This window comes from Vibrio sp. AND4 (assembly GCF_000171815.1).
Taxonomy (GTDB): Bacteria; Pseudomonadota; Gammaproteobacteria; order Enterobacterales; family Vibrionaceae; genus Vibrio.
On record NZ_ABGR01000008.1, the window covers coordinates 45,639 to 71,819 of the forward strand.

Here is a 26,181-nt window from a genome sequence, read left to right on the forward strand (position 1 = left end):
ATGGATGCGTCAAAAAGCTTGCCTATCAGAAGGCATACGACTCTTTTAAAACGATTACCTGAAACTCGGTTTGCTACACAGCTTGATAAAGCCAAGGCGAATTGGATTGTATTTGGTGAGCATCTTGAGCTTCGCCACTTCGAAGACATCGACTTCTTTACTGGTTTTCACAATCCGATTTTAGATACATGGAAAGTCGGTCAATATGAAGTCGCATTGATGGCTGGTAATCTGCTCCCTGAACATGAAACCATCCTGAAAAGCTTAGAGCTGGATTATGCTTCGTTACTTGAAGTGCCGGATCTTTCTACTCCGGGGTTGGTTGTGTTTGATATGGACTCAACTGTGATCCAAATCGAGTGTATTGATGAGATTGCAAAACTTGCAGGTGTCGGTGAGGAAGTTGCTGAAGTGACTGAGCGCGCTATGCAAGGTGAATTGGATTTCGAGCAGAGTTTACGCCAACGTGTCGGTAAGCTAAAAGGGGCCGATGAAGCGATTCTTGAACAGGTACGCAGCCAGCTGCCATTCATGCCAGACTTTGAAGTTTTGGTCACAACGTTTAAAGCTCTTGGGTGGAGGACGGCTATTGCCTCCGGCGGTTTCACATACTTCTCTGACTTTATTAAAGACAAAGTAGGATTAGACTTTGCCCAGTCCAACCAATTGGAAATTGTTGATGGCAAGTTGACGGGTGAAGTGTTGGGTGATGTTGTGTCAGCCCAAACGAAAGCAGACATTTTGGTTGAGCTTGCTGAAGAATACGACATCGAACAGCACAATACGGTTGCCGTCGGTGATGGCGCGAATGATTTGGTTATGATGGTTGCTGCGGGGTTGGGCATTGCTTATCACGCCAAACCTAAGGTTGAAGCACAATCACAAGCTGCGGTTCGATTTGCAGGCTTAGGTGGTGTGCTGTGTATTCTGTCTGGGGCGTTAGTTAAGCAACAGAAAGTCAGTTGGAAGGTACAGCCTTAGCTGCATTTGTCGTGCACAACTATGATTGAGACACCGCTTATTGAGCGGTGTTTTTTTACTCCGTCAGCTCCAATCGAATAATCACTTCTTCGGTAATATCCTCAAATTCGCTGTAACCAACCAGTGCGGTCAACTCTTTTTCTAACTTGCTCGCTTGATGTACGCCAAATTGAGTTAGGTCACTTAAGTCACGATGCAGCAATGATGTCATTGGGTCGAAAATTGGTGCAGTTGAGATACGAATGGCATAAAGTTCACCCATCATACGGGCTTTCTTGATGAACTGAATTCGCTCTTTCACGTTGGCGAAGTCTTGCTGTAGCTTCGATTCGAGTGCTGTGATTTTATGACCCACTTTATTCACGCTAATGTAGAGATCTTGATGACGAGCCTGCGCACCATCAATGCGCTTGATTGGTTCAGCTATCAGTGTGTTCGATCGGCTTTTAAATAGTGGCTCGAGTGAATATTGGCGATCATGACCAAGGCGTGCGTATAATTCGATATGCTTCATCAACGGAAAGTTAATTCCGATCACCGGCGTTTTTAAAGAAGATGTGTTACATCTGCTGATGAATATCGGTGTGCTTGGCATTCTTGACAGCAACATGCTGTGCAGCCTCTCTAGTAGAGCATTACTCGGCAGCATCTCTTCTTGGGGGATCAACTTACCCTGGTTGTGATCAATAATGCTATTGAAAAAAGCAATCACGCACATGGTTTTGCTTTGTTCATCGATAACCAGTTGAATACCTCTGCCATCAGGGCTAACACGGATCACACGATAAGGTACATTTGAGAGTGGCAGTTTTGTATTGTACAACTGCAATTCTCGAAAGTTAATCTGCACTTCTTGGCCTAAGCGAAGCGCAGTCGGCTCGTTCAATTTTAGACCTAGGCCTCGCTTGGAAATGTCTAAGGTAAAGCCAGTAATTTTTGTGTTGTTGATATCCAGTTCTAAAGGCGTTTTGAATTGATAACGTGGCTCTTTACGACGAGATTGAGCATCGAAGTAAATGCCCTTTGGACTTCCGATGACTTTTCTAAGGTGACGAAATGCATTCAAGGTATTGGTTGGCACACGTGGCTTTTCAGTGAGCAGGTAATCTTGACCAGACTTCTCATCGGCGATTTCTTGCAAAATGCCTACGTGTGTCAGTTTCTGTGAGCTCTCTGCTAGTTCAGATGAAAAGGCTGCGAGATCATTTTTCTCTTGCTCAGATAACTCGAAGATTGAAATACGGAATGCTCGCCAACTGTTTCTCTTGGCGCCTAAATGCCAGAAGAGTTGACGTTGTTCTCTAGTCGCTTCAGGACGCAGCATAGAGTAGAAATAGGTTCTGTCTTCATGTTCATGGGTGAACGAGTACAACACATTGGTTGCCCCTCTCGCGCCCGGAGTAATTAATGAGGCCATTCTTTCTGGGTTGAATAGCGAGCCGAAAGTTTGTTGGTTGCGCTCATCATGCCAATATTGCCAAATCTTTTGGTTATTGGGTGTGAGAATAGCGAGTTTGAGATCGTAGCCTTCGAAAAATAGTGGCAAGTTACCAGTGTGCTTAAGCGCAATGTGTTCGTAGCCACGCGTGCGAGCACGAATGATTTTGTCCTGATTGTCATGGCGAGCACGTTTTGTTGTGCTGCTGAGAGCCTCGTCAATTACACGAGAAATGATATTGGTTTCCGTTAAGCGGACGGTTCTTAGGTACCGAATAGCATCATTTTCGAAGCAGTCCTCTACCGCGAGAACTCGGTAAGTGATTGGTTTTTCGACCCCCGTGATTTGAGATTGACTAGCAAACTCAGTAAAAGTGACTTGGATTATTTCGCCCAAGCTGTATTTGAAGGCACTTGGGACTTTAAATTTAGCGCCTGAACAAGACAGGTCGATACTCAAACCGTGAATCACTTGCTCTTTTGAGCAAACAATTTCCACTTGAGATTGTACTTTTAAACGTTTTTCTTGGCGTTTTAAATCATATCCAAGGTGAACAGGTTCCGCGAGAAAAGGGCTATTGGGGTCGGTAAGTGATCGCTCTTCATTCTTGTCATTGTTTTTGCTCATCACACGGAAGTTATTACGTGTGTTGACCAAAGCTTCCCACACACCGTCGGTATACCCGCCATACTTTTTTAAGTTCTTGTGGTAAGCGTTAAAAGCGACGTCATCTAACCAATGTGAAATGCCATCCAATAAGTATTCCCGACACTCACCTTTCACTCGACCTCGCAAATCAATGCTTTTCTTGCAAGGTGCCATGACTCGGTTTAGTTCCATTTTTACTAAAATCTTGGCTGACGGGGGCTCTCCTTCGGTCAATTGACCCAGGATGAAATCGAAGTCATCAGCACCGTAAACAGGGATTAGGCGCTCTGCGAGCGAGAGAATTTCAGATTGCTGCATTATTTCTGTTAAAGTATGTCGTTATTCGAATTATATCGGCTAAGCAAAGCAAAACCTGAGTATATCAAGAGTTCTTCTTCGATATGGTCATGACATGGCGGTGCTTGGTCACATTTGTTGAAAAAACAGTGTTTAAGAATTGAGGCATCATGGCAAAAGCAAAACGCGCGTATGTTTGTAATGATTGTGGCGCAGATTTTCCACGTTGGCAGGGGCAATGTAATGCGTGCGGCGCATGGAACACGATTACAGAAGTTCGTATCGCAGCATCGCCGACGGTCGCGCGCAATGAACGTTTATCTGGTTACGCAGGTTCTGCAACTGAATCAAAAGTTCAAACATTGTCAGAGATAGACCTGCAAGAAGTTCCGCGCTTCACGAGTGGTTTTAAAGAGCTCGACCGGGTACTTGGTGGTGGTGTGGTTCCGGGCGCTGCGATTCTTATCGGTGGTAACCCCGGCGCAGGTAAGTCGACTTTGCTTTTGCAAACCATGTGCTTGTTGTCTGCGCAAATGCCGACCCTTTATGTGACCGGTGAGGAATCACTTCAACAAGTTGCGATGCGTGCCTCACGCCTTGGTTTGCCAAAAGAGCATCTTAAGATGCTATCAGAAACCAATGTCGATAAGATTTGCCAAATTGCAGAGAAAGAACAGCCTCGCATTATGGTTATTGACTCGATTCAGGTAATGCATGTGTCTGATGTTCAGTCGTCACCGGGTAGTGTTGCGCAGGTGCGTGAGTCGGCAACCGCGTTGACGCGTTATGCAAAGCAAAACAATGTCGCCGTCTTTATTGTTGGTCACGTAACAAAAGATGGTACCCTTGCCGGCCCGAAAGTACTTGAACACATTATTGACTGTTCAGTACTGCTTGATGGTGGCACAGACAGTCGCTTCCGAACCTTACGTAGTCACAAGAATCGTTTTGGTGCAGTGAATGAGCTGGGCGTATTTGCCATGACCGAGCAGGGACTAAAAGAGGTCAGCAATCCCTCCGCTATTTTCCTGTCACGTGGTGAAGAAGAAACGTCGGGCTCTTCAGTGATGGTGGTTTGGGAAGGAACGCGACCGCTATTGGTAGAGATTCAAGCATTAGTGGACTACTCGCAATTGGCAAACCCACGCCGTGTTGCGGTGGGTCTGGAACAAAATCGCCTCTCTTTACTATTGGCGGTATTGCATAAGCACGGTGGTCTGCAGATGGCCGACCAAGATGTATTTGTCAATGTGGTTGGTGGTGTAAAAGTCACAGAAACCAGCGCTGATTTGGCGTTAGTTATGGCGTTGTTGTCGAGCTTTCGCGATCGCCCATTACCAAAAGATGTGGTGGTGTTTGGTGAAGTTGGCTTAGCGGGTGAAATTCGCCCGGTACCAAGTGGTCAAGAGCGTTTGAATGAGGCATTCAAACATGGTTTTAAGAAAGCCGTCGTGCCTGCAGCAAATATGCCAAAGGGTGGGATTCCTGGTATGCAAATCCACGGCGTTAAAAAACTGTCGGAGGCCATCGAAGCATTTGATGAGTTGTAATCGCTATCTTGAGCCCCCATTTAAAGGCTAACAATAATTTGAATCTTTCCCCCTTTATTATCGAATTAGCAGACAAATTACGAAGCTTGGCTATTATTTGAGGGTGGAAAATTGACGTTAAATTTTTTTTTGTTCCAAGAGCACGCAAAGGTATCCGTCTTGACAGATTGTGATATACTCTGCGCGCACTTTATACCTTATTAACAGAGTAAGACAATGACTGATTTATCAAAATACAGAAACATTGGTATTTTCGCGCACGTTGATGCGGGTAAAACTACCACGACTGAGCGTATCCTGAAGCTTACTGGTAAAATCCATAAGACTGGTGAAGTACACGACGGCGAGTCTACAACTGACTTCATGGAACAAGAAGCTGAGCGCGGTATTACAATCCAGTCTGCAGCAGTAACTTGTGAGTGGGACGGCCACCGTCTGAACGTAATCGACACTCCTGGACACGTAGACTTTACAGTTGAAGTATACCGTTCACTTAAAGTTCTTGACGGCGGTATCGGTGTATTCTGTGGTTCTGGTGGTGTTGAGCCTCAGTCAGAAACGAACTGGCGTTACGCGAACGACTCAGAAGTTGCTCGTCTGATCTTCGTAAACAAACTAGACCGTATGGGTGCAGACTTCTTCAACGTTGTTGACCAAGTTAAGAACGTACTAGGTGCAAACCCACTAGTGATGACTCTACCAATCGGTCGTGAAGACGATTTCGTTGGTGTTGTAGACGTTCTAAGCCGTAAAGCTTACGTTTGGGATGACACTGGTCTGCCAGAAAACTACGAAATCAAAGACGTTCCAGCGGACATGCTTGATGATCTAGAAGCTTACCGTGAAGAGCTAGTTGAAACTGCAGTAGAGCAAGACGACGACCTAATGGAAGCTTACATGGAAGGCGAAGAGCCAACTATCGAGCAACTAAAAGCTTGTATCCGTAAAGGTACACGTGAGCTAGCGTTCTTCCCAACGTACTGTGGTTCTGCATTCAAAAACAAAGGTATGCAACTTATCCTTGACGCTGTTGTAGATTACCTACCAGCTCCAGCTGAAGTTGATCCTCAGCCGCTAACCGATCCAGAAACTGGTGAGCCAACAGGTGAAGTTGCTACTGTATCTGCAGATGAGCCACTAAGAGCGCTAGCATTCAAGATCATGGATGACCGTTTCGGTGCGCTAACATTTATCCGTATCTACTCTGGCCGCATGAAGAAGGGCGATACTGTTCTTAACTCTGCAACAGGTAAGACTGAGCGTATCGGTCGTATGTGTGAGATGCAAGCTGACGAACGTAACGAACTTACTGAAGCTCAAGCTGGTGACATCATCGCTGTAGTAGGTATGAAGAACGTTCAAACTGGTCACACTCTATGTGATCCTAAGCACGAATGTACTCTAGAAGCTATGATCTTCCCAGAACCAGTAATCTCTATTGCTGTTTCTCCAAAAGATAAAGGTTCTACTGAGAAAATGGGTATCGCGATCGGTAAAATGGTTGCAGAAGATCCATCATTCCAAGTTGAGACTGATGAAGATTCAGGTGAAACTATCCTGAAGGGTATGGGTGAACTTCACCTAGACATCAAGGTAGACATCCTTAAGCGTACTTACGGCGTTGAGCTAGAAGTAGGTGCTCCACAGGTAGCTTACCGTGAAACTATCACTCAACCAGTTGAAGATAGCTACACGCACAAGAAGCAGTCTGGTGGTTCTGGTCAGTTCGGTAAGATCGACTACCGCATCAAACCAGGTGAGCCAAACTCTGGCTTCACGTTCAAATCAACGGTTGTTGGTGGTAACGTACCTAAAGAATTCTGGCCTGCAGTTGAGAAAGGCTTTGCGTCAATGATGGATACTGGTGTTCTAGCTGGCTTCCCGACTCTAGACGTTGAAGTTGAACTTTTCGACGGTGGTTTCCACGCAGTTGACTCATCAGCAATCGCTTACGAAATCGCAGCGAAAGGCGCATTCCGTCAGTCTATGCCTAAAGCGGGCGCGCAACTTCTTGAGCCAATCATGAACGTTGACGTGTTCACTCCAGAAGACAACGTTGGTGACGTGATCGGTGACCTTAACCGTCGTCGTGGTATGATCAAAGACCAACAAGCTGGTACTACGGGCGTTCGTATTAAAGCAGACGTTCCTCTATCAGAAATGTTTGGTTACATCGGTCACCTACGTACTATCACTTCTGGTCGTGGTCAGTTCTCTATGGAGTTCGCACATTACGCACCATGTCCAGCAAACGTTGCTGAGCAAGTAATCGCAGAAGTTAAAGAGCGTGACGGCAAGAAGTAATTCTTAAGTTAACGCTTTAAGCTCTCAAAGCCCCGCCTAGTGTGGGGCTTTTTACGTTCTAATCTTAAGGCATGGCTTTTACTTCTACGATTATCGTGTCTTGATATTTTCCCGCTCGGGCAAATTCAATATTGCCTAGAGTGACCTCAAGTGGAATGCCCCAGCGCTTAGTGCTTTCATTATTGGAGAAGGTATAAGTAGCTTGCTGGTTTACCGAAGTATTATTGAATCGCAATGTGTAGGGGATAGTGATATTGGGCTCTGACTTCTGTCTCAGCTCGCCATACTTTTGTTTTACAACCAGCCTTACGCTCGAGTTAGAAAGAAGGTCGAAGTCGGACCGGTAGGTTCGGTTAGACTCTAGGTCACCCAGTTGAAAGCGATAACCTGACTGGCTGGAACGCTGAAGATTTGGTGTATTCGCGGCAGAGTTAAACGCGACAAAGGCGGGTACTTTGAGTTTCACTTTAGCATTTTGAGTTTTTTGCTTTTTGCCTAAGGAAATCGTAGCTTCAAGCAGCCCTGTATAATTGCCAGATGCGGCAACTTTTGCTTCTGGAATCTTGAGCCAAAATTTAGTTCTTTGGCTACTGTCCAGAGGAAGTTGAAACCCTTTATTTGGGAAGTGGCTCAATTGTCTATAATTTTTGTCCAGGATGGTTAAAGGTAAACTTGTCCCAGTTGAACTTAAGTAGCTGGACTGTTTATTGTTAACAGAGACCATCGCCATCGGAAATCGACAGCCCTGAATATCACGAGATAGCTCCAGATAAACCGGAATATAAGCGGCTAAATCACGTTTAAACTCAACGTTACTTCGGTCTACATTGAGTGCCCATTTACCACTGCATTCCGCCCAAGTAGGATGCGATAGCATGGCTAAACTGAACACTGAGAGTGTGAATAAGTGTTTCATTATTTATCCCTCTTTAATAAGTAAAGTGGGTAGGTAAATCAGGTTTTCATTGGTTTTTGGGACGTTCAGTTTTGTCGGCCCAAAGCCATCAATCATGATGGTATAGTCACCCGGAGCGACGCCTTCCACAACAAATCGACCTGATCGGCTAGTAAAAAACTCATAGGTTTTCTGTTGTCCAATTAATTGTCCTTGGTAAAGTTCTAATGGTTTTTTTGAGCTGATTTCAATGGTGCCAATGATGGTTTTTGATGCCGCTGAACCTATCTTGATCAAATGGCCTGTTTGTGACCCAGGCGTGATGTTGTACTCGTGATCGCCAAAGTCATAACCGATAGGGGCATCGGGCACATCTATGTAAACATTAGATAACTGATGCCCACCTGATAATTGCACGGCATTGTTCACTGCTGACGTTGATATTGCTTCTGCAGGGTCATCGGCAACCGCATTAATTTCCACATCAGCATCCAACGATTTATGAACAGCGATGACGGCGACAGGACCGTTGATAGGGCGTGACCAAGCTAAGTTACCATCAGCAAGCGTGAGCGCCGTACTTGCTCGTAGTGAAGCAGTTTGATAGCTGGCCGAGTTATCAAAATCTAAATGAGAGACTTTGGCATCAGTGATGAAGCGATTTGCGACATAATTGCCTTCGACGGAGTAAGTCTGAGAATCGACATCACCTTCTGCCGTAAGCGCATAACCGTAACTGCCTGAGTAGTCATCAGAAGGGCGTTGAAATTGAGCCCGGTAGATATCGGGTTCGTTTGAATAAGAGACATTGGCATTGTATTCACCAGAGGAAGAATTCCAGTCCCAATCCGCAGAAAAAGTGAAGCGAGTTTCGTTAATGTTATCGTTCGGATTTTCTTCTTTTTCTACGCCAGCAGAGAGTGACAAGCTGTAAAATTGCCAAGCGATTTCAGATGAGGCGAGCCATTGGATTTCTTCTTCCTCGAAGTCACGATAATCACCGCTTAATATCAGGCTAAGATCGTTTGTGATGGTTAACACATAGTTAGAAAAAATGCGCAGGCCAGTTCTCGGCTCATTAATTTGCCATGGTAAGGCAAAGTATTTATCTTGATATTCAGCGCCAAGACGAAAGTTAGGAGAGCCGTAGCTATCGGTTCCCCACAGTTGATGTGAATAATCGAGACTATAGATGCTGCCAGTATCGTCGTTGGGTTTATTGTTTTGCGCAGAGGCACGAGCGCCTAAATTACCCCAATCAGAGCCAATAGTTGCAATAATGCCGAGTTGTTGTCCCTCAGGATGATAGAGTCCATTTACTCCCAGCGTTAATGTGTCACTAATGCCATAGTCGTAGTATCCCGATGTGATCCACTGTTCTTTATCGTATTTAAAATTATTACTCTCAATCGTTGAGATTAAACCTGAGTAAAAGCCAAAGTCTGAAATGCCCTCACGTAGCAGGCGTGAGTTAAAAAATTGACTGTATACGATAGTATCGGTTCGGCCTGATTGGTAACTAATGTCTAATCGCACATCGTTGGTGCCTGATACAAGAGGCAAGTCGTCAAGTGTATATCGGCCAGGAGGCAATCGTATCTCGGTAAGGAAAATATCGTTAATATAGACCTCAACATCGGCGCTCTCATTTAATACCAGCGGTTGTGTCCCGCCGTTCTGAATATTTCTAGCAGGTTGTAAATCTTGGTACAAGCGTTCAAATGCGACTCCGCCAAGCGGCGTACTTGGTAGGTGACCAGCGCTTGTTTGAGTCACATCACCGAAGGTCAAACGCCAAGGCGTGCTGGGCTCATCGAAAAACAAACGCGCCTCACCTCGATATACGTCAGAATCAACATAGTTGCCGCCAGTGACGAAACCGGAGACATCGATATTAGCCCCCCGAACGCCACCAAGATTTGCTCTAACGAGCCACTCTCCAAGCCAAGTTTGCGTATCTTCGGTATTAGAATCGCCAAACAAGGTATAATCTGTGCTGGCATTTAATGTATTTTGTATCGTTAAGAAGGCACTTTCCGAATATTGGGCAGGTTCATACTGACTGCCAAAAGAGAGTAAAAATTCAGCAGCCGCCGACTCGTCAATGACGAGAACAATACTTTGCTCAGAAGTGTTGAAGTTGGCATTGATACCCATTCGATCCAATTGCTCTACCGTAATGTACTCGTCCGGGAACTCACGCAGTGCAGCAAGAGTTTCACTGTTTATAAGCTTTTCTACGGATTGAGCGAGTTGTTCTACGTTGATTGAGCTTACTGTCATACCGTCAGAGTAAGCGTTTACCTCACCAATAGCACGGTCCCCCCAAGTCGCGGGAAATGGAAACAACCAGTTACGAGCGAACGCAGTTTGTATGGCGACCATTAGAGTGAGACACAAAATGAGATTTCTCATAAAACCTCACTAATCTAAGGTTTTAATGGAAACTTTTTGGGGCTGTCCTAGCTCACTAGGGAGACGATACTTGACCGTAGAGCCAGGCATTAAATAAGCGCTGGTTTTATTACTCAACGTTTCCCAATCGAGCGTTTTGTTGGCCTTGCCACCTGAGAAACTAAACTCCATACCATTCATATTCAGTACTCGTTTGCCATTATTTTTAATCGCGACTTGGTTATTTAGAATGGTAGCGGTAGGCATTGACTTACTTGAGGCTGGGGAAACAAACGCTAATGTGGCGAACTCCAGTAACATAGAGATCGAGCTGTCATCGTCATTCTCTTGTACTTGGTTATTTAGCTCTACTTGGGTAAAGACGATGCGATAGGTCTCGGTTTGTTTAATTGACCCAGTCGACATGTGGCGAACGCGAAAAGTTTGAGATTTTTTACCGTCGATTTTAGCTTGAGGTGGAAGAATGAGAAACTCGTCTTCCGATGGCGTTAGGATTTCCTCCCCTGATGAGAAATCAGCTTGATATACACGAACTTCAAGAAGGATGGGTTCTTCCTCTACATTCGTTACTTTGTACAAGCCTTGAGAGTTTCGGCCGATATCATCGAGCTCTAAGTAGATTGGACTTACCTCGTATGCGACGACAATAGAGCTGAAAAAAAAAGAAAAAAGAAGTGCGCTGATCCTTGCCATAGATATTTCTCCCTTAAACAAGCTTGGCTCGATTATCGAGCCAAGCTTACCTCTGCCTTTAAGACGATATCTATAAAGCGTCGTTCTGTTACGGCATTACTGGGCCTGATGCAGAAAGGCTCACTTTGATACGACCTTTATATTTACCTGCTCGTGCAAAGCCTGAATCTTCAGGTTTGACATAAATTGGATGTTTGTTGATTTTGTTCACTAAATGTTCGCCCACTGATTCGATAGGTGAGGCCATTTTCTCCATACCATGGTCGTTTTTAGTGTTCGCCACTGTTTCTGAACCAATTTTTACTTTGTAGTTAATTTTTTCACCCATGTTGTGCTTGGTCACGCCACGCAGTTTGTAAGCCGTTACGGAGAAATCCAGATCCGTACCGTAATTACACCAAGCTCTTAGGTTACCCACTAAGACTTTTTTGTTGTTAAAACCGTTGTCCCACGAGTCGGTGTGCACTTTATTCGCCTTACGTAGAACGTTGTTTTTTACGTCTTTCTTACCAATCCGGAGTAGACAACGCTTCGGAACACGGCCCTCGATTCGTATTGTTTTTTGATCGGTCTTGCTCAGTGTCGTAAAGTCCACTGGGTTGTTAAATTGAACCGCAGAAGCACCAAAAGAAAGCGATGCGGCCGCTACGGCTGTAGCAAGAAATAGTTTTTTCATAACTCAATCCCTCGTTAGTCACAATGCGTTATTTGAATCGCTTTATGAGCTTATGAGGGACTTAGCTACTCCACATCACCGACAAAGGTGAGACCATATTAATAGTCGGGGTGAAAAAAGGATGAACCTAGTATCACTCCACTTGATATCACCTTTCTATTGTTCGTTTGATTAACAATACCTTTTATTTCTTATGGTTAGCTTAGAGTGGTTTTCTTGCCATCGCCATTAATTCATACCGAGAATGTACATTTAATTTATGCAAGACGTTTGATGCATGTGTTTTGATAGTATTGATACTAACATTTGACTGTCTCGCTATCTGGGTATTTGAGAGTCCTTGAAGCATCAATCTGCAGATCTCTCTCTCTCTTTTCGTTAATAGGAACTTGGTGCTTAGATAATCTGCGGTTATCGCAGGATCTTCGTTACCTTCTTGATAATGGTAGATTGCTTTATTCAAAATCGGACGAGGAAACCACACGTCTCCCTGAGAGACTGCATGAAGCGCTTTCGGCAAGAGTTCTAAACGCGAGCACACTTGTCCTGAATACCCCTTTTCTAACCATTCGAGTGAAGATACAGATGAGACATTCATTGCAACCCATTTTTCTTTCCTCTCTGTGGGGCAAATACCGTATCGTTTCGGGCATGGCATGGATTTCACGTCGAAAAGGATAATGCGTTGTGATGCTTCCTCATCCAAGTGGGTGAAAGTGTCACTTGAAGTGAAGCTCACGAGGGGAAAGGAAATTTTTACCAAGTCGCGAATCACTCTTGCGTATGACATATCTTTGCTTAATAGATGTACTGCTAAAGGTTGGGTGCTTAATTCCATTACAACAAATCCTTTCGTTCTAATTCTGCTTAAAATGTTGATATATATAAAATATTCTATTTTTAATCGTGGCAGTTTAGCAATGTCGCGCCACCTCGTTTCTATGAGATATACGCAACTAGTGTATAGAAAGGTTAGTACCAAATGATGAGATTACAATTAGTGGGAATAGCGGGTCACAGCTTGAATCAAAAATGAGAATTCTACTTAACGAGTTTTTTCTTGGGTTCACCCTTGCTCCGAGAAGAGATAAAGCAAGGGTGAAATTGGAATGAGATGACGTGATGTGTTTATAAATCTTTTTCCCAGATAATCAGTTCGCCCTTTGGCCAGTTATGACCAAGCTCATGGTATTTCTGTTCTAGGACGTGGCGCTTAATCTTTAACGTAGGCGTTAGAATGCCGTTTTCAATACTCCATGGATCTTGAATCATAAGCACGCCTTTTATTTGTTCGTGTGATTCCAGCTCCTCGTTCATACGAGCGACCACTTTGCGAGTCGTTCTTGCATAGCGTTCTTCGTCGAAGTTTGGGAAATCGTGCGGTACAACCAACAATATAGGTCCTGGCAGACCCAGGCCAATCAAACACATCATTTCAACACGGCTGTACTCGAACAATTTCTTCTCGATAGGCACAGGTGCAACGAATTTACCTTTAGCAGTTTTAAAGGTGTCTTTTTTACGACCTTGGATTGTTAGGTAACCATCCGCATCAATTGATCCAATATCACCCGTGTGCAGCCATCCTTCGGTGTCAAAAGACTCTTGTGTCGCAATGTCGTTTTTGTAGTACCCAGAGAACATGCCTTTGCTGCGGACCATGATCTCATCATCGCCTGCAATTTTGAGTTCAATGCCGGGGCCAGCATTACCGACCGTACCAATTTTATCTGCTCGGAATGGGTAGTTTATTGTGCTGTAAGCGAAAGACTCTGTCATCCCCCAAGCTTCCGTGATGTTCAAGCCAACGCTGCGGTACCACTCAAGTAGCGCTGGTGAGACAGGCGCGGAACCGCAGCCGAGTACTCGAGCCTGATCTAGACCTAGACCATCGGCAAGTTTCTTTTTGATCAGAGAGTTAACAAACGGAATCTTCAGCAGAATATTGAGTTTTTTCTGTGGCAGTTTGTCTTGGATACGTTGCTGGAACAGTGTCCATAAACGTGGCACTGAGATAAACAATGTAGGACGATGCATCTTCACATCTTCAATAAACGTATCCAATGATTCTGGAAAGGCAGTGGTTACTCCTCCCACAATGGACGAGCCAAAGACATAGACACGTTCGGTGATGTGAGCAAGTGGTAAGTAGGAGAACAAACGATCATTTTCTTGGATACCAATATGATTGATGAGTTGCTCGACAGACCAATTAAATGCGCCGTAAGTGAGCATTGCGCCTTTTGGTAACCCAGACGTGCCAGAGGTATAAACCAGTGACATGAGTTTGTGATCATCATGTTTTGGGCGTTCAGTACTTGGCTCAACACCGGCAATGATTTCGGTAAATTGGTACTGACATTGAGGCGCACTGTCATAAGGTAGTGCAATGCTGATCAGGGCAGGCATTGTATTAATGACCTGTTGTGTTGCTGCTGGGTTGTCTAACTTACCACCTATCAGGGCTTTACTCTCACTGTGGTTGATACAATACTCGATAGTATCAGCCCCCGCAGTCGGGAAAATAGGTACGCTGACGTAGTCGCCAAGCATCATAGCAAGGTCACAGATAAACCATTCGGCACAGTTTTTTGACACCAACGCGATTTTATCGCCTGGTTGCATCCCTAAATGGCGCAAAGCAGTGACTAACTTCAGTGCTTGATCAGCCACTTCGGCGTAGGTGAATTCGACAAACTGTCGATTGATAATTTGTTTTAAGTAGACTTCATTTGGGCGTTCCGCTGCCCATTTGAGAATCAGTTCATTCGGTGGTGGGAGCGCGCAAGTCTGCTCACTTAACTCGTTAGGCTGAATCATTCTCTAACTCCATGTTAATCGCAGTGTTTGTTGTTAATTTAATGTTAACGATAGCATGGGTGTGATCATTTGGGGAGATAAAAAACAGCAACTTGCTGTCAAGGATCACAGCTTATCGACTCTTTTCGCTAAACTTCACCAATCGACAGCGGTGGCTGTGTTTTTATCTCTGAAATAGACTTACATCATGCCAATTACCATGCCCGTAGTGATGAAGAACACAATCATCCAAAGTATCGACAGATTAAGAGTCTTGTGTAGGTAGAAACCAGCCACAACAAGGGCAATGTCGATAGGTGCAACCACAGCGCTGCTGAACACGGGTTGGTACAGTGCTGCCAATAACAGGCCAACTACCGAGGCGTTTACGCCATTTATTGCTCCCGATACTGACGGTTTCCCCGCTAATGCCTGCCAATTTTTCAGCACGCCAAGCAATAATAAAAAACCCGGCAGAAATACCCCTAATGTTGCAACTAGCGCGCCTAGGATAGGTGCATCAGATAGCTCGTAACCAATGTAAGTTGCGAAGGTAAACATTGGCCCTGGTACTGCTTGCGCTGCGGCGTAGCCCGTTAGGAATGCGTCTTGGCTTAGTTGATCGCCAACGATGTTTTGCAGCAGCGGAAGTACGACGTGCCCACCACCAAACACCAAACTGCCAGCTTGGAAGAAGTCGCTAAACAGGTCTAAGGTTGGGAAGGTATGAGCCACTGTTGGTAAACCCACCAAGAGAATAGCGAACAAAACCAGTGGAGCGATAGTCGGTTTAAACGGCTCTGTCGGTGCGGTCGATTCTTTCTGTAAATATTGGGTTCCAATTAATCCGGCTACTACAAGTACTAGCATTTGAGTTGCGATGCTCGGTGCAACTAATAACGCAATCGCGGTTACCACACACAAGCCGGCTGTTAGTTTGCTTTGGCAGAAGTTTTTGTACATGCCCCAAGTCGCATCCGCCACCACAACGACCGCAAGTAACTTCAAGCCGTGAACGATGCTTTGGAACAGCGCGGTATCAGTGATCTGGCTGCTTACCATGGCAAGCGCCAACATGATGATCACAGAAGGCAGTGTGAAACCCAGAAATGCCATGCACGCACCGCCAAGGCCTCCACGTTTATAACCCAGTGCAAAGCCCACTTGGCTTGATCCAGGGCCAGGCAAGAATTGACTCAAAGCGACAACTTGAGCGTATTCACTGTCATCAATCCACTTGAGCTTTTCAACGAATGTTTGGCGGAAGTAACCGATGTGTGCTGCGGGGCCGCCGAAGCTTATCCAACCAAGCCAAAAAAAAGTTTTAAAAATGGTAAACATGGTGAGCCTGTTAAATCTCCAATAAGACTGCATCTACTTTAGGAAATGCATTATGATGATTCAAATTAATAGTTTTAATTTTTACTATGAATAAAATGGGATTTAATTGGTTCGATGAAAGATGACATCCAGTGGCGCAATATCGATTTAAACTTATTAGTGACCTTTTCTTACCTATACCGCTACCGCAGCGTGAGCTTGGCAGCTGAGAAAAGCTTCGTCAGTCAATCGGCCATGAGCCATAGTTTGTCGCGTTTGCGAGTGTTGTTTGATGACCCTTTGTTTGAGCGCAAAGGCCATAAAATGGCTCCTACAGAGCACGCGCATCATATTGCGCCAACTGTGCATCATCTATTGGATTCCATTGCCAAAGACTTGCTGACGAAGTCTGAGTTCCAACCAGAAAACTATGAGGGCGTGTGTCGTATTGGTTTAACCGACTACGCTGAATTCATTTTCGCGCCATTGCTTTATGATGAAATTCGCAAGCGCGCACCACAAGCTCAAATTAGCTTTGTTAATGTTAATCGCAGTAACTACATGGCTGTCACAGAACACGATAAATTGGATGTCATCATTGGCAGCATGCCTACACTGGACGATAACTTTCAGAGCCAATACCTCTATACCGAAGAGCATGTATGTCTGTGTGATAAACGGGTATTAAAAGGTGAGTTAGAGCTATCTGTTGATGCTTTTGCTAGTATTGAGCAAGCCTTAGTCAGTCCCGATGGTCGCTTGAGTACACAGGTAGACAAAAAGCTTGCAGAGCATGGCTTGAGCCGCAGAGTCACTGTTGCTTCAGGTAATTTCTTGACCATTCGTCACTTACTGAAACAGCGTGATTTGATAGCGATAGTGCCGGAAAAAATGGCCCAAGCGGAAGGGTTTTCAGATGATTTGGTCAGTGTCTTGCCACCTATTGCGGTTGCAGGTTTTGATATCGCTATGCTTTGGCATACCAGCCGCAACAACGAGGATAAAGGGATTTGGCTGCGTCAGCTGGTGGCAGAATTGATTTTAGGCAATTGATTTTATGAGGGCACCACGAGGGTGCCCTTTACGTCATCGGGCTAGAGGTCGTTTATGATTGCGTTACTGGCTCTTGTCCCTTTTCTTGCGTTGCTTGTTGTTTGATAGCTTGCTTCTTTTCAAAGCGAGAGATCCACCACCAAGCCAGAGCAGAGAACACGGCAGTCATAAACACGTTTATAAAGAATGCACTTACTAAGTCAACGCCTGTTGGGAATGCCGACGCGGTCATACTCACAACGAAGATTACAATCAGTACAGACACCACACTCATGCCCACTTTGCGTGACCCCATACGGAAGTCACGTGGGGTATCGTCGTGTTTTAGGCGGAACACAAAGTACGCCATCATGATGAAGATTGGCGGTAGCATTGCCGTACCTGCGGTTAGGTTGATCGCTTGATTCATCATGTCTTGGACGGATTCTGAACCAAAGCCGTTGACGATCAGCATCACCACAACGAACGCGAATTGCCACCATGCTGCACGCACTGGTACACCGTGTTCGTTTAGCTCTGTGGTTTTCTCGCCGTACACACCTTTTGGAATTTCAGAGAAGTGAATTTTTACTGGTGCCGCAGTCCACATCATCATTGAGCCAAACATCGCGATGAACAAGACGATACCAACGAAGCGTCCAACCAATGCTGTTGAAATGTTGAAGTATTGCGCCATGCCAGTAAAGATTTCTACCATACCGCCAGCGTATGTTAAGTCCTCACGCGGAACGAACACGTTCACCAAAAGTGAGCCAATAGCGTACATCGCACCAATCAAGATGCCCGCTATGATGATCACTTTAATGAAGGCTTTTTGGCCGCCTTTTACGTCTTTCAAGTAAGCCGCTGCGGTTTCTGCACCACCTGCAGCTTGGAAGATCCAACACATAATGCCTAGCGTTGCCCAGTTAATGGTTGGGCTCATTGCTTCTAGTGTGATTGGTTCTGCTGGCGTGTAAGTGTCGCCGCCCAGTGCCATTAGCGCACCGAGAACGTAAATGCCGAATAGGGCAAACACACCGTAAGCAACCAGCTCAGAAATTTTACCCAACCAAGATGCGCCTTTGGTTGAAATGTGGGTCGCTGCTGCGAACAGAACGATCGAAATTACCGACGTGACCATTGGTGAGAAGGTGTATTCGTATCCAAGCATCGCGTAAGACGCGTAAGCAATCACGTTTGGTAGCAGAGACACAAACCAGAATAGGTTCACGAACCAGTATAGGAACGAACCTAGATAAGCGGCTTTAGAGCCAAGTGGTTGTTTAAGCCAATCGTACATGCCTGACTCAGAGTTTTTGTTCGCTGAAACGAACTCAGCAATGATAAATACAAATGGAATGAAGTAAACGATCGTCGCGAAAAGGAAGATAGGGGCAGAGCTAAGGCCAAGCTCAATGTTGTTGTTCACGATGTTACGGACGTTAAATACCGCTGCAAATGTCATCGACAGCAAAGCGAATTTGCCAATGGTGCTGCGCATAGATTCAGACATAGAGTCCTCCAATGAATCACGTCAATTCCCTTCGTAACTCAGTGATAGTGCTATTGGCCATTTTATCATCCTTAGGCAAATATTATTCGTATCGCGTAGGATTTCCGAGGTCTACAACTGATCTGTGATCTGAATTACTTTGGGTTTGTTGAATTATTTTGTTGTTAGGCCAGACGCGTTGTCTGGCCTTGCCAGTAAGCCGTTATTTATTTAGGAAATAGCCATCTTCGATGGTCACTTTGAGCACCACTTTTCTTACTCGGTTGTTACCGTGGAAGCGGTACGCTTTATCGTTATCAAAAATTGCAACTTGACCTTCGTAAAGCTCACGAGTTTCACCTTGGCCGGAGAGACATTCGCGGTCGGTTTCATCTCGATATGCTTGCTCTAGGCGTAAATCGGATTTATTGGCGAACTCCACTGTTTCGCGGCCTTCTAGGTAGTAATGCACGTCGAAGTAGCGGCGGTTACCTTCAAACAGTTCGGTTTGTTTTGTGCCGTCTTCAATCATGTAAACCAGAGAGTCACCAATCGAATACATCACGCCGTCTTTGATGTTGGCGATGTTCTCAATCGCTTCCACGCAGCGGTTCCATTTACGACCGTTGCGGTACACGACTTTGAATTGTTCTAAGTTGTCTAACACGATCATGTATTACGCCTCGTTTGCTGTTTGAGTATTAGGTTGAGTGAAGAACGCATTGTCGAAATCATGGTTTGCCATGGCTTGTGCACTGCAATCGCCTGCTTGAAGTGGCATCAGTGTTAGGCCATAACGGAACTCGTCCATGTACACGCGGTATGAATCGAGCACTTCGCTGCCCCATGAATTCGAGCCTAGCCCCATCACTTGATGGTCAAGGTTGAGCGTGATGTAGCCGCTCTTTTCTAGCTCAATGGTGTGTTGCGCTTCGTGCAGGTTTTGGTTGGTGTAGAACCAAGCACTGAAGTTGATTTCTTGCTGTGGTTTCACCAACAACCCCGTGCCGTGGCGATTCGTCAGTGATGCCCAACGAACGTGTTGGCGGTTGCCGTTGTTTTGTGGGAACGGGTAGTTTTCAAACATGTCGGCTACTGTGCTGTGGTAGACATCAATCAAGTTGGCTTGGCGGCTGTCTTGGTAGTTTTCTTCAGGGCCACGACCGTAGTAACTCACTTGGTCAAAGCTGCCGTTAATGCCCAAATCCAAGCCAATCACAGGGATTACGTACGGGTAATCGCCATAGCGTTCTCCGCTCAGTTCCACATTCAAATGACCTTGTGCGTTGATTTGGTAGCGGTAGGTACAGCGCATGCCAAAATCGAACACAGGAGGCGCAATGATGCTGGTGGCCGTAATCGAAACCGATTCATCCGTAGCTTCGACTTGTAGCGTGCGGAAGTGCTCTTGCATGATTTGTAAGTGCACTGGGTGCCACAAACCTTCGTACTCTTGTTTGTGGTTATCAATCATTGGCTTAAAGAAGTTCAATCTAGGTTCTGATTGAATTAGCTCTTCACCATTGACGCGCCAAGAGGTCAGCTTGCCGTTGACTTTAGAGAAGGTCAGCGCGAAGTTGTGGCCTTCAATAACATGTTCCAAGCGGCTTTCCGTGGTGACTAACGTTTGCGCATTGTGGCTAACAAATTCTGCTTCGCTTGCTGTGTTCTCTTTCAGTTGGAATTGGTACACCGCGATGTCGTGGTTTGCTTCGCTGTACAAAGTGCGGCTGTCTTTACGCACGGTGAAGTTAATAAAGGCTTCGCGTTCGTCCAGCTCTGGCAGGTTAATTATGATTTCACGCGCGCTGTTTGCTGCAAGTTCTTCGACCTTAAACTGCACGCTGCGCAGCGTTTCACCTTCCGCTCGGACATCCGCCGTGATGGTGAAATCATTAAGGTTGGTAAACCACAATTTGTTCTCTACGGTGAAGGTGTTTGTCTTGCCTTCTACTGCTTGAATTTTCACTGGAGCGATGACTTGTTTGTATTCTTTCAAGCCCGGTCCAGGTGTTTGGTCTGGGTAAATCAAACCATCCATACAGAAGTTATAGTTGTTCGGGTAATCGCCGTAATCACCGCCGTATTTGTAAAATTCTTGGCCGTTTTCATCACGTGCTAATACGCCGTGATCACACCATTCCCATACGTAGTGACCTTGAATGTGGTCGTGCGCATAGAACACGTTTTGGTATTCCGTTAGACCGCCAGGGCCGTTACCCATCGCGTGTGCGTATTCACAAATGATGCGTGGTTTCTCGTGTGGGTGCTCACCAAAGTGATTCATGAGCTGCGCACGTGAGTACATAGTAGAAATCACGTCGACGACTTCTGCATCACGGTCCTCTTCGTAGTGCACCAAACGGGTGTTATCAATTGCTTTGGTTGCATCGTACATCGCGCGGATATTGCAGCCGTAACCTGACTCGTTACCCAGTGACCACATGATAATGGAAGGGTGGTTCTTTTGGGCGTGAACGTGGCGTTCTGCGCGGTCAACAAACACACTTTCCCATGCTGCATCGTTGGTGATGCGGCTGAGATCGCCAACGTTCGCAAAGCCGTGGGTTTCTACGTCGGTTTCTGCCATTACGAACAAGCCGTAAATGTCACACAGTTCGTAGAAGCGTGGGTCGTTAGGGTAGTGCGCGGTGCGAACTGAGTTGATGTTGTGTTGCTTCATCAAAATCAGATCTTTTTCGATGCGCTCCATACCAACTGCACGACCTTTTAGGTGGTCGTTATCGTGGCGGTTTACACCGTGCAGCATTACGTATTGGTTGTTGATGTAGAACAGACCATCACGCACTTTGATGTCGCGGAAGCCAACGCGCTGCGGGATCACCTCAATCACATTGCCTTGCGCATCTTTCAGTGTGATGAACAGTTGGTATAGGTATGGATTTTCCGCTGTCCAATGAGTTGGGTTCACTACATCAATGGCAAACCTTGTTTGGCTGTTGTCTTGGATAGTCAGTGCATCACATTGGCCACTAGCAATCACTGTACCTTTGTCTTGTAGTACGTATTCCAGCGTGTAACCAGACGCAGCCGTAGTAGACAGGTTTTCTAGCTCAACTTGGCAGTTTAAGGTGGCAAGTTGGTAATCGTCGGTGAAATCAGTACGAACAGTCAGATCTTGGACGTGAACGTGCTCTTTTCCAACAAGGTAAACATCACGGAAGATACCCGCCGTCCACCACATGTCTTGGTCTTCAATGTAAGTCGAATCTGCCCATTGCATGACGCGCACAGACAATAAGTTCTCGCCTTGTTGAACGTAAGAAGAAATGTCGAACTCAGCAGTCAAGCGGCTCCCCTTGCTAAAGCCAACGTAATGACCGTTTACGTAAACTTCGAAGTAAGTTTCAACACCATCGAATTTGATGATGGTTTGCTTATTTTCCCATTGAGAGCCCAGCGTGAAAGTGCGTTGGTATGCGCCAGTTGGGTTGTCGGTTGGGACAAACGGTACGTCGATAGGGAATGGGAAACCTTCGTCAGTGTATTGAAGGTCACCGTGGCCTTCCATTTGCCACATGTTTGGAACGGTAATGCGTCCCCAGTCCTCCATTTTTTGAGAGTAAAACGCTTCAGGCACCAAAAGCGGGTTAGTGAAGTAGTTGAATGTCCATTGACCACTCAGCAGTTTAAAGCGGCTGCTCAGCTCGCGTTGGAACGTTTGTGCGTTTTTAATGGAATCGTATGAGAAGAAGTAAGCACGCGGTGCCATACGGTTCTCATGTAGGTGAAGGAAGTTTTCCCAGTTGTTCACGTTTGTTCTCCCCTCGGCTTAGTTTGGCCATTTCGACGCGGTATCGTGAGCGTCGAATCTGCCCATAAGAAATACAGCCGATGTATTGTGAAAGGCTTATGAGGTATCCGAAAATATTTTAGTAAAAGTTTTACTAAAATAAATTGATAAGAACGTTTAACTTAAACTTGATCACGTTTTAAATAGCGATCTGTGAGCAAGCTGTGATCAGCATAAAGGAATGGCATCCTAAACTTATTTGCTGGGCAAAATGAGTAAAAAATAACGGGAGTTTAGATAAGGAAATAAAAAAGCACTGAGGGTTCAGTGCTTTATAGAACATAAATAAAGAGAGAGAACTACTTAGTCGTGCCGCGTAGTTTGAGTTTGCTTGGTACATGTACTTGCAACGGTAGCGCACGACCATCGCGGTATTTTTCTACCAATAAGTTTACCCCTTGTATGCCCATCATTTCTGAGTGAATTCTTACGGTAGAGAGTGGTGGGAAGGTAAATCGCGCCGTCGGAATGTCATTCACACTGATAAGAGCAATGTCATGTGGAATGTTCAATCCGTACTCATGGATGGCACGCAAAACCCCAATTGCAATTGAGTCTGATGCGATGAAGAGTGCTGTCGCAAAATCGCCTTTTGCCAACATCGCTTTGGCTAAATCGTAACCTGATAGGCTAGAAAAATTGCCACGGTAAATGTCGTTCTCTGACACGACACCTTTAAGGTTACCGTATTCTACAAACGCGTTTTCACGGATGTCCGCGGTATTTGGTTCGTCTTGTCCGCCAATGAAACCAATGCGCTGGTAACCTTGTTCAACGAAGAAGTCGACTACTTGCTTACTGATGCTTACAAGATCGATATCAACACTGTCGTACATGCTGTTGCTGTCTGAGAAGTCGATATAACAAATGCTGTCTGCGAGGCGTTTAGGTAGTTTATTGATGATCGCTTTATCGGTTTTACCAACCAAAAGGATACCGGTGACCTTTTGCGTTTCGACATCGATGACGCTGTCGTAGCAGTTGGTTAATGTAATGCCCAATCTGTCGCACTGGGTTTCAATTCCGTGACGAATCGACAGGTAGTAGGGGTCATTCACTTCTGCTTCTTGCTTGTAGTTATACAAAGCTAAAAAGTGATGTTTTTGTTTGGTCTCTTTCGTGGCCTTTTTTGAACTGCTGGTGCGGTATTCCAACTTTTCAGCAATTTCTAAAATGCGGTGTTTGGTTTCTTCTTTTACGCTCAGAGTCGGATCGTCATTCAACACGCGTGAGACGGTTGCAAGTGAGACGTCCGCTTCAGTAGCGATATCTTTTAGTGTTGCCATGTTCCTTCCCGTTGGCAAAGATCACTGCCCCAGTGAGTTAAGCTATAATCCAACTATTGTAAACAGGTACTTATGGATGCTCAAATTTTTAGTAAAACTATACGACTACTAAAGTGATTATCTATTGGAGAATAATAGTGGGGCAAATAAAAGCCCAAGCGGCCAGGAGAATCTGCTCGGGCTCTGTTGTTACTCTTGCCGTCCAGCTCTAGTGGCCAAGCATAGAATTAAACTAAGACTTTTTACCTGTGTCTTTACCTCGGTCGACAAGCACGTGATCAAACACTTGACGAATGAACGGTGCACCGACTTTGGAGCCACCGTTGCCATGCTCAATCACAACCGTCGCCACATACCTTGGATTTTCGTAGGGGGCAAATGCGGTAAATAATGCGTGGTCAAGCAGGTGATTGGCGAGTTTTTTGGAGTTGTAGATCTCATCTTTTCGCAAGCTATACACCTGTGCCGTGCCAGATTTACCACCACTATTGTATTCCGCCCCTTTAAATGCACGACGACCAGAGCCATGAGCCCCGTTGTTTACTAGGTGCATCCCGTTGATTGGAATGTTCCAATATTTATCTGGTACGCCTTCAATTGGCGGCAGATCTTTGGGTGCAACGTCAACTTGGTTTGCAAAATCTTCACCATGTTCAATCACGGCTTTGAGCAGGTGCGGCGCTTTCATCTCACCATGGTTAATAAGGAACGAAGTGGCTTTAGCGATCTGCATTGGCGTGGCTGTCCAGTAACCTTGTCCAATACCGATGGGCACAGTATCGCCCTGATACCAAGGTGTGCGGTGGCGTGCCACTTTCCATTCGCGTGTTGGCATGTTGGCATCGCTCTCTTCGTAGATATCAATTCCAGTTGGTAAGCCAAAGCCGAACTTGTTCATCCACTTCGAGATGCGGTCGATACCAAGGTCAAAAGCGGTTTGATAGAAGAAGGAGTCGACGGATTCTTCTATTGCTTTTGTGACATCGACATTACCATGCCCCCAGCGCTTCCAATCTCGCCATGCTTTGGAGTTAGATTTCGAACCAGGAATGCGCCAAATACCATGATCGTTACGCACCGTCTCTGGTGTTATGACGTGTTCTGCCAGCCCTGCGACGGCCATAAAAGGTTTTACGGTTGAAGCTGGTGGATAAACGCCAAGCGTGGTGCGGTTAACAAGCGGATGAGCAGGATCGTTCAATAGAGCACTGTAAGCCTTGCTGGAAATGCCGTTTACAAATAGATTCGGGTCATAGCTTGGGCTAGATGCCATCGCAAGGACGCTATTGTCACGAGGATCGAGCACAACGGCGCTTGCTTGACGGTGGTCGAGCGCTTTGTAGACGTATTCTTGCAGTTCAACGTCGAGGTTCAACACAATGTCTTTACCTGCGATCGGGGGTACGTATTTAATGGTACGAATCACACGACCTCGGCTGTTTACTTCCACTTCTTCATAGCCTTTAGTGCCATGCAAAATATCTTCGTAATATCGCTCAACACCCAGCTTGCCAATGTTTCGTGTTGCTTGATAGTTTTTAGCTTTGCCTTCCTTGTCGAGGCGACGTAAATCTCGGTCGTTGATGTGCGAAACGTAACCTAGAACGTGAGTCAGTTTTTCAGCGTAAGGGTAGAAACGTTTGAGATCAGCCGAAACAAACACGCCATTAAACTCGTGTTGATGAACAGAAAAGCGTGCGACTTGTTCGTCATTTAACTCGTTCATAATAGTGACAGAACGAAAGCGACGGGTGTGTTTGTAGCGCTTTTTGAACGATTCAATTTGCTCAGGCGTTATGTCGATGTAATCGGCGATGTGTTTTAGTAATCCATCGAGGTCGCCTGCTTGCTCAGGGATCATATCCAAGTTATAGACGGGGCGGTTTTGTGCAATCAAAACGCCATTTCGGTCATAGATCAAGCCACGTGTTGGTGCGATAGGCAGGATTTTTATTCGGTTATCGTTAGAGCGAGTTTGATAATCTTTGAAGTGGCTCACCTGCAAGTTATAGAGGTTCGCGACCAATCCTCCGAGTAACACAACCATGCCCAAAAAAGCCACAATGGCGCGGTTTCTAAATAGTTTTACTTCTTGGTGGTGGTCTCTGAATTCATTTCGCTTGCGTAACATGAGGGCCCTTCAGATCTTTTTTTATTCTTTGCATGCCCCGATAAAAGGAAAAGACGCGACTCGAGTCTTGTTACAAAAGGTTACAGTTGGGGTGGGGCTACTGTAGCGAGCTTTATCTCTCGTTTTGTAAGAGCAATGTCAGGTATCGATTGTGGGAAACCATCTTTTTCGTTTGCGTGAATCATCATGTTTTCATTAATTATTGTAAACGATTACAGTTTAAGTGCTGTCAATCTACAATTATTCTGGCTTAATCTTATTTTCATCGGTGTTATTGCGTTAAAATTGCCATTAATTAATGTGGTATCGTTTACACTATTTGAGTTTAATCACGGATCTGAATCGGTTTTAATTGATAGACTTTTAGTCACTGAAGAGATGAACGAATTTGCTAGATTAGCAGGCTC

Annotated in this window: 17 protein-coding genes; 4 read left to right on the forward strand and 13 right to left on the reverse strand. The window is 45.4% G+C overall.

The genetic code is table 11. From position 1 onward, the window contains the following. Complete coding sequence (gene serB / locus AND4_RS10765) at nt 1-981, forward strand: phosphoserine phosphatase (RefSeq protein ID WP_009842998.1); 981 nt, start codon at nt 1-3, stop codon at nt 979-981. A 55-nt stretch (nt 982-1,036) separates the two neighbouring features. Here the strand turns inward: serB and AND4_RS10770 are convergent, their stop codons facing one another. After that, entirely contained in the window at nt 1,037-3,385 is a 2,349-nt protein-coding gene (locus AND4_RS10770; RefSeq protein WP_009842999.1) for a PilZ domain-containing protein, read from the reverse strand. A gap of 149 nt (nt 3,386-3,534) precedes the next feature. Here AND4_RS10770 and radA point away from each other — a divergent pair, with 149 nt between their 5' ends. Both radA and fusA read left to right on the forward strand, forming a co-directional pair. Continuing rightward, entirely contained in the window at nt 3,535-4,914 is a 1,380-nt protein-coding gene (gene radA / locus AND4_RS10775) for a DNA repair protein RadA (RefSeq protein ID WP_009843001.1), read from the forward strand. A gap of 216 nt (nt 4,915-5,130) precedes the next feature. Next, nucleotides 5,131-7,218, forward strand: coding sequence for an elongation factor G (gene fusA, locus AND4_RS10780; RefSeq protein ID WP_009843002.1), 2,088 nt, complete (start codon nt 5,131-5,133; stop codon nt 7,216-7,218). A gap of 64 nt (nt 7,219-7,282) precedes the next feature. Here the strand turns inward: fusA and AND4_RS10785 are convergent, their stop codons facing one another. The 7 genes from AND4_RS10785 to chrA all read right to left on the reverse strand — a co-directional run bounded on the left by AND4_RS10785 (nt 7,283) and on the right by chrA (nt 16,037). Next, entirely contained in the window at nt 7,283-8,134 is an 852-nt protein-coding gene (locus AND4_RS10785) for a hypothetical protein (protein WP_009843003.1), read from the reverse strand. A 3-nt stretch (nt 8,135-8,137) separates the two neighbouring features. Then, the gene (locus tag AND4_RS10790) at nt 8,138-10,528 is read right to left on the reverse strand and encodes a fimbria/pilus outer membrane usher protein (protein ID WP_043991624.1); all 2,391 of its coding nucleotides are present in this window, start codon (nt 10,526-10,528) and stop codon (nt 8,138-8,140) included. Nucleotides 10,529-10,537: 9 nt separating this feature from the next. Further along, complete coding sequence (locus AND4_RS10795) at nt 10,538-11,221, reverse strand: fimbria/pilus periplasmic chaperone (RefSeq protein WP_009843005.1); 684 nt, start codon at nt 11,219-11,221, stop codon at nt 10,538-10,540. 88 nt (nt 11,222-11,309) lie between these two features. After that, complete coding sequence (locus AND4_RS10800) at nt 11,310-11,897, reverse strand: hypothetical protein (protein ID WP_009843006.1); 588 nt, start codon at nt 11,895-11,897, stop codon at nt 11,310-11,312. A 202-nt stretch (nt 11,898-12,099) separates the two neighbouring features. Further along, a complete protein-coding gene (locus AND4_RS10805; RefSeq protein ID WP_009843007.1) occupies nt 12,100-12,735 on the reverse strand; it encodes a response regulator transcription factor in 636 nt (211 codons plus the stop codon). A 290-nt stretch (nt 12,736-13,025) separates the two neighbouring features. After that, entirely contained in the window at nt 13,026-14,717 is a 1,692-nt protein-coding gene (locus AND4_RS10810) for an AMP-binding protein (RefSeq protein WP_009843008.1), read from the reverse strand. A 180-nt stretch (nt 14,718-14,897) separates the two neighbouring features. Further along, nucleotides 14,898-16,037, reverse strand: coding sequence for a chromate efflux transporter (gene chrA, locus AND4_RS10815; RefSeq protein WP_009843010.1), 1,140 nt, complete (start codon nt 16,035-16,037; stop codon nt 14,898-14,900). Nucleotides 16,038-16,151: 114 nt separating this feature from the next. Here chrA and AND4_RS10820 point away from each other — a divergent pair, with 114 nt between their 5' ends. Further along, entirely contained in the window at nt 16,152-17,069 is a 918-nt protein-coding gene (locus AND4_RS10820) for a LysR family transcriptional regulator (RefSeq protein WP_009843011.1), read from the forward strand. Between the two features lie 52 nt (nt 17,070-17,121). On the opposite strand, the gene AND4_RS10825 is transcribed toward AND4_RS10820, so the two are convergent. From AND4_RS10825 to mrdA, 5 genes are all read right to left on the reverse strand, one after another. Beyond that, nucleotides 17,122-18,564 (reverse strand): amino acid permease, encoded by a 1,443-nt coding sequence (locus tag AND4_RS10825; RefSeq protein ID WP_009843012.1) that lies wholly within the window; start codon nt 18,562-18,564, stop codon nt 17,122-17,124. Between the two features lie 202 nt (nt 18,565-18,766). Continuing rightward, nucleotides 18,767-19,216, reverse strand: a complete 450-nt coding sequence (locus tag AND4_RS10830) for a beta-galactosidase subunit beta (RefSeq protein ID WP_009843013.1) — start codon at nt 19,214-19,216, stop codon at nt 18,767-18,769. A 3-nt stretch (nt 19,217-19,219) separates the two neighbouring features. After that, entirely contained in the window at nt 19,220-22,318 is a 3,099-nt protein-coding gene (ebgA, locus tag AND4_RS10835; RefSeq protein ID WP_009843014.1) for a beta-galactosidase subunit alpha, read from the reverse strand. A 338-nt stretch (nt 22,319-22,656) separates the two neighbouring features. Next, nucleotides 22,657-23,643: a transcriptional regulator EbgR gene (gene ebgR / locus AND4_RS10840; protein WP_009843015.1), complete on the reverse strand. Its 987-nt coding sequence runs from the start codon at nt 23,641-23,643 to the stop codon at nt 22,657-22,659. A gap of 232 nt (nt 23,644-23,875) precedes the next feature. Beyond that, nucleotides 23,876-25,774 carry a penicillin-binding protein 2 gene (gene mrdA / locus AND4_RS10845; protein WP_009843016.1) on the reverse strand — a complete coding sequence of 633 codons (1,899 nt, stop codon included), beginning with the start codon at nt 25,772-25,774 and terminating at the stop codon, nt 23,876-23,878. Between the last annotated feature and the right edge of the window lie 407 nt (nt 25,775-26,181).

Excerpts from the sequence above, each read along its gene's own strand:
- serB (WP_009842998.1), top strand. The coding sequence starts at position 1 with ATGGATGCGTCAAAAAGCTTGCCTATCAGAAGGCATACGACTCTTTTA.
- AND4_RS10770 (WP_009842999.1), bottom strand. The coding sequence starts at position 3,385 with ATGCAGCAATCTGAAATTCTCTCGCTCGCAGAGCGCCTAATCCCTGTT.
- radA (WP_009843001.1), top strand. The coding sequence starts at position 3,535 with ATGGCAAAAGCAAAACGCGCGTATGTTTGTAATGATTGTGGCGCAGAT.
- fusA (WP_009843002.1), top strand. The coding sequence starts at position 5,131 with ATGACTGATTTATCAAAATACAGAAACATTGGTATTTTCGCGCACGTT.
- AND4_RS10785 (WP_009843003.1), bottom strand. The coding sequence starts at position 8,134 with ATGAAACACTTATTCACACTCTCAGTGTTCAGTTTAGCCATGCTATCG.
- AND4_RS10790 (WP_043991624.1), bottom strand. The coding sequence starts at position 10,528 with ATGAGAAATCTCATTTTGTGTCTCACTCTAATGGTCGCCATACAAACT.
- AND4_RS10795 (WP_009843005.1), bottom strand. The coding sequence starts at position 11,221 with ATGGCAAGGATCAGCGCACTTCTTTTTTCTTTTTTTTTCAGCTCTATT.
- AND4_RS10800 (WP_009843006.1), bottom strand. The coding sequence starts at position 11,897 with ATGAAAAAACTATTTCTTGCTACAGCCGTAGCGGCCGCATCGCTTTCT.
- AND4_RS10805 (WP_009843007.1), bottom strand. The coding sequence starts at position 12,735 with ATGGAATTAAGCACCCAACCTTTAGCAGTACATCTATTAAGCAAAGAT.
- AND4_RS10810 (WP_009843008.1), bottom strand. The coding sequence starts at position 14,717 with ATGATTCAGCCTAACGAGTTAAGTGAGCAGACTTGCGCGCTCCCACCA.
- chrA (WP_009843010.1), bottom strand. The coding sequence starts at position 16,037 with ATGTTTACCATTTTTAAAACTTTTTTTTGGCTTGGTTGGATAAGCTTC.
- AND4_RS10820 (WP_009843011.1), top strand. The coding sequence starts at position 16,152 with ATGAAAGATGACATCCAGTGGCGCAATATCGATTTAAACTTATTAGTG.
- AND4_RS10825 (WP_009843012.1), bottom strand. The coding sequence starts at position 18,564 with ATGTCTGAATCTATGCGCAGCACCATTGGCAAATTCGCTTTGCTGTCG.
- AND4_RS10830 (WP_009843013.1), bottom strand. The coding sequence starts at position 19,216 with ATGATCGTGTTAGACAACTTAGAACAATTCAAAGTCGTGTACCGCAAC.
- ebgR (WP_009843015.1), bottom strand. The coding sequence starts at position 23,643 with ATGGCAACACTAAAAGATATCGCTACTGAAGCGGACGTCTCACTTGCA.
- mrdA (WP_009843016.1), bottom strand. The coding sequence starts at position 25,774 with ATGTTACGCAAGCGAAATGAATTCAGAGACCACCACCAAGAAGTAAAA.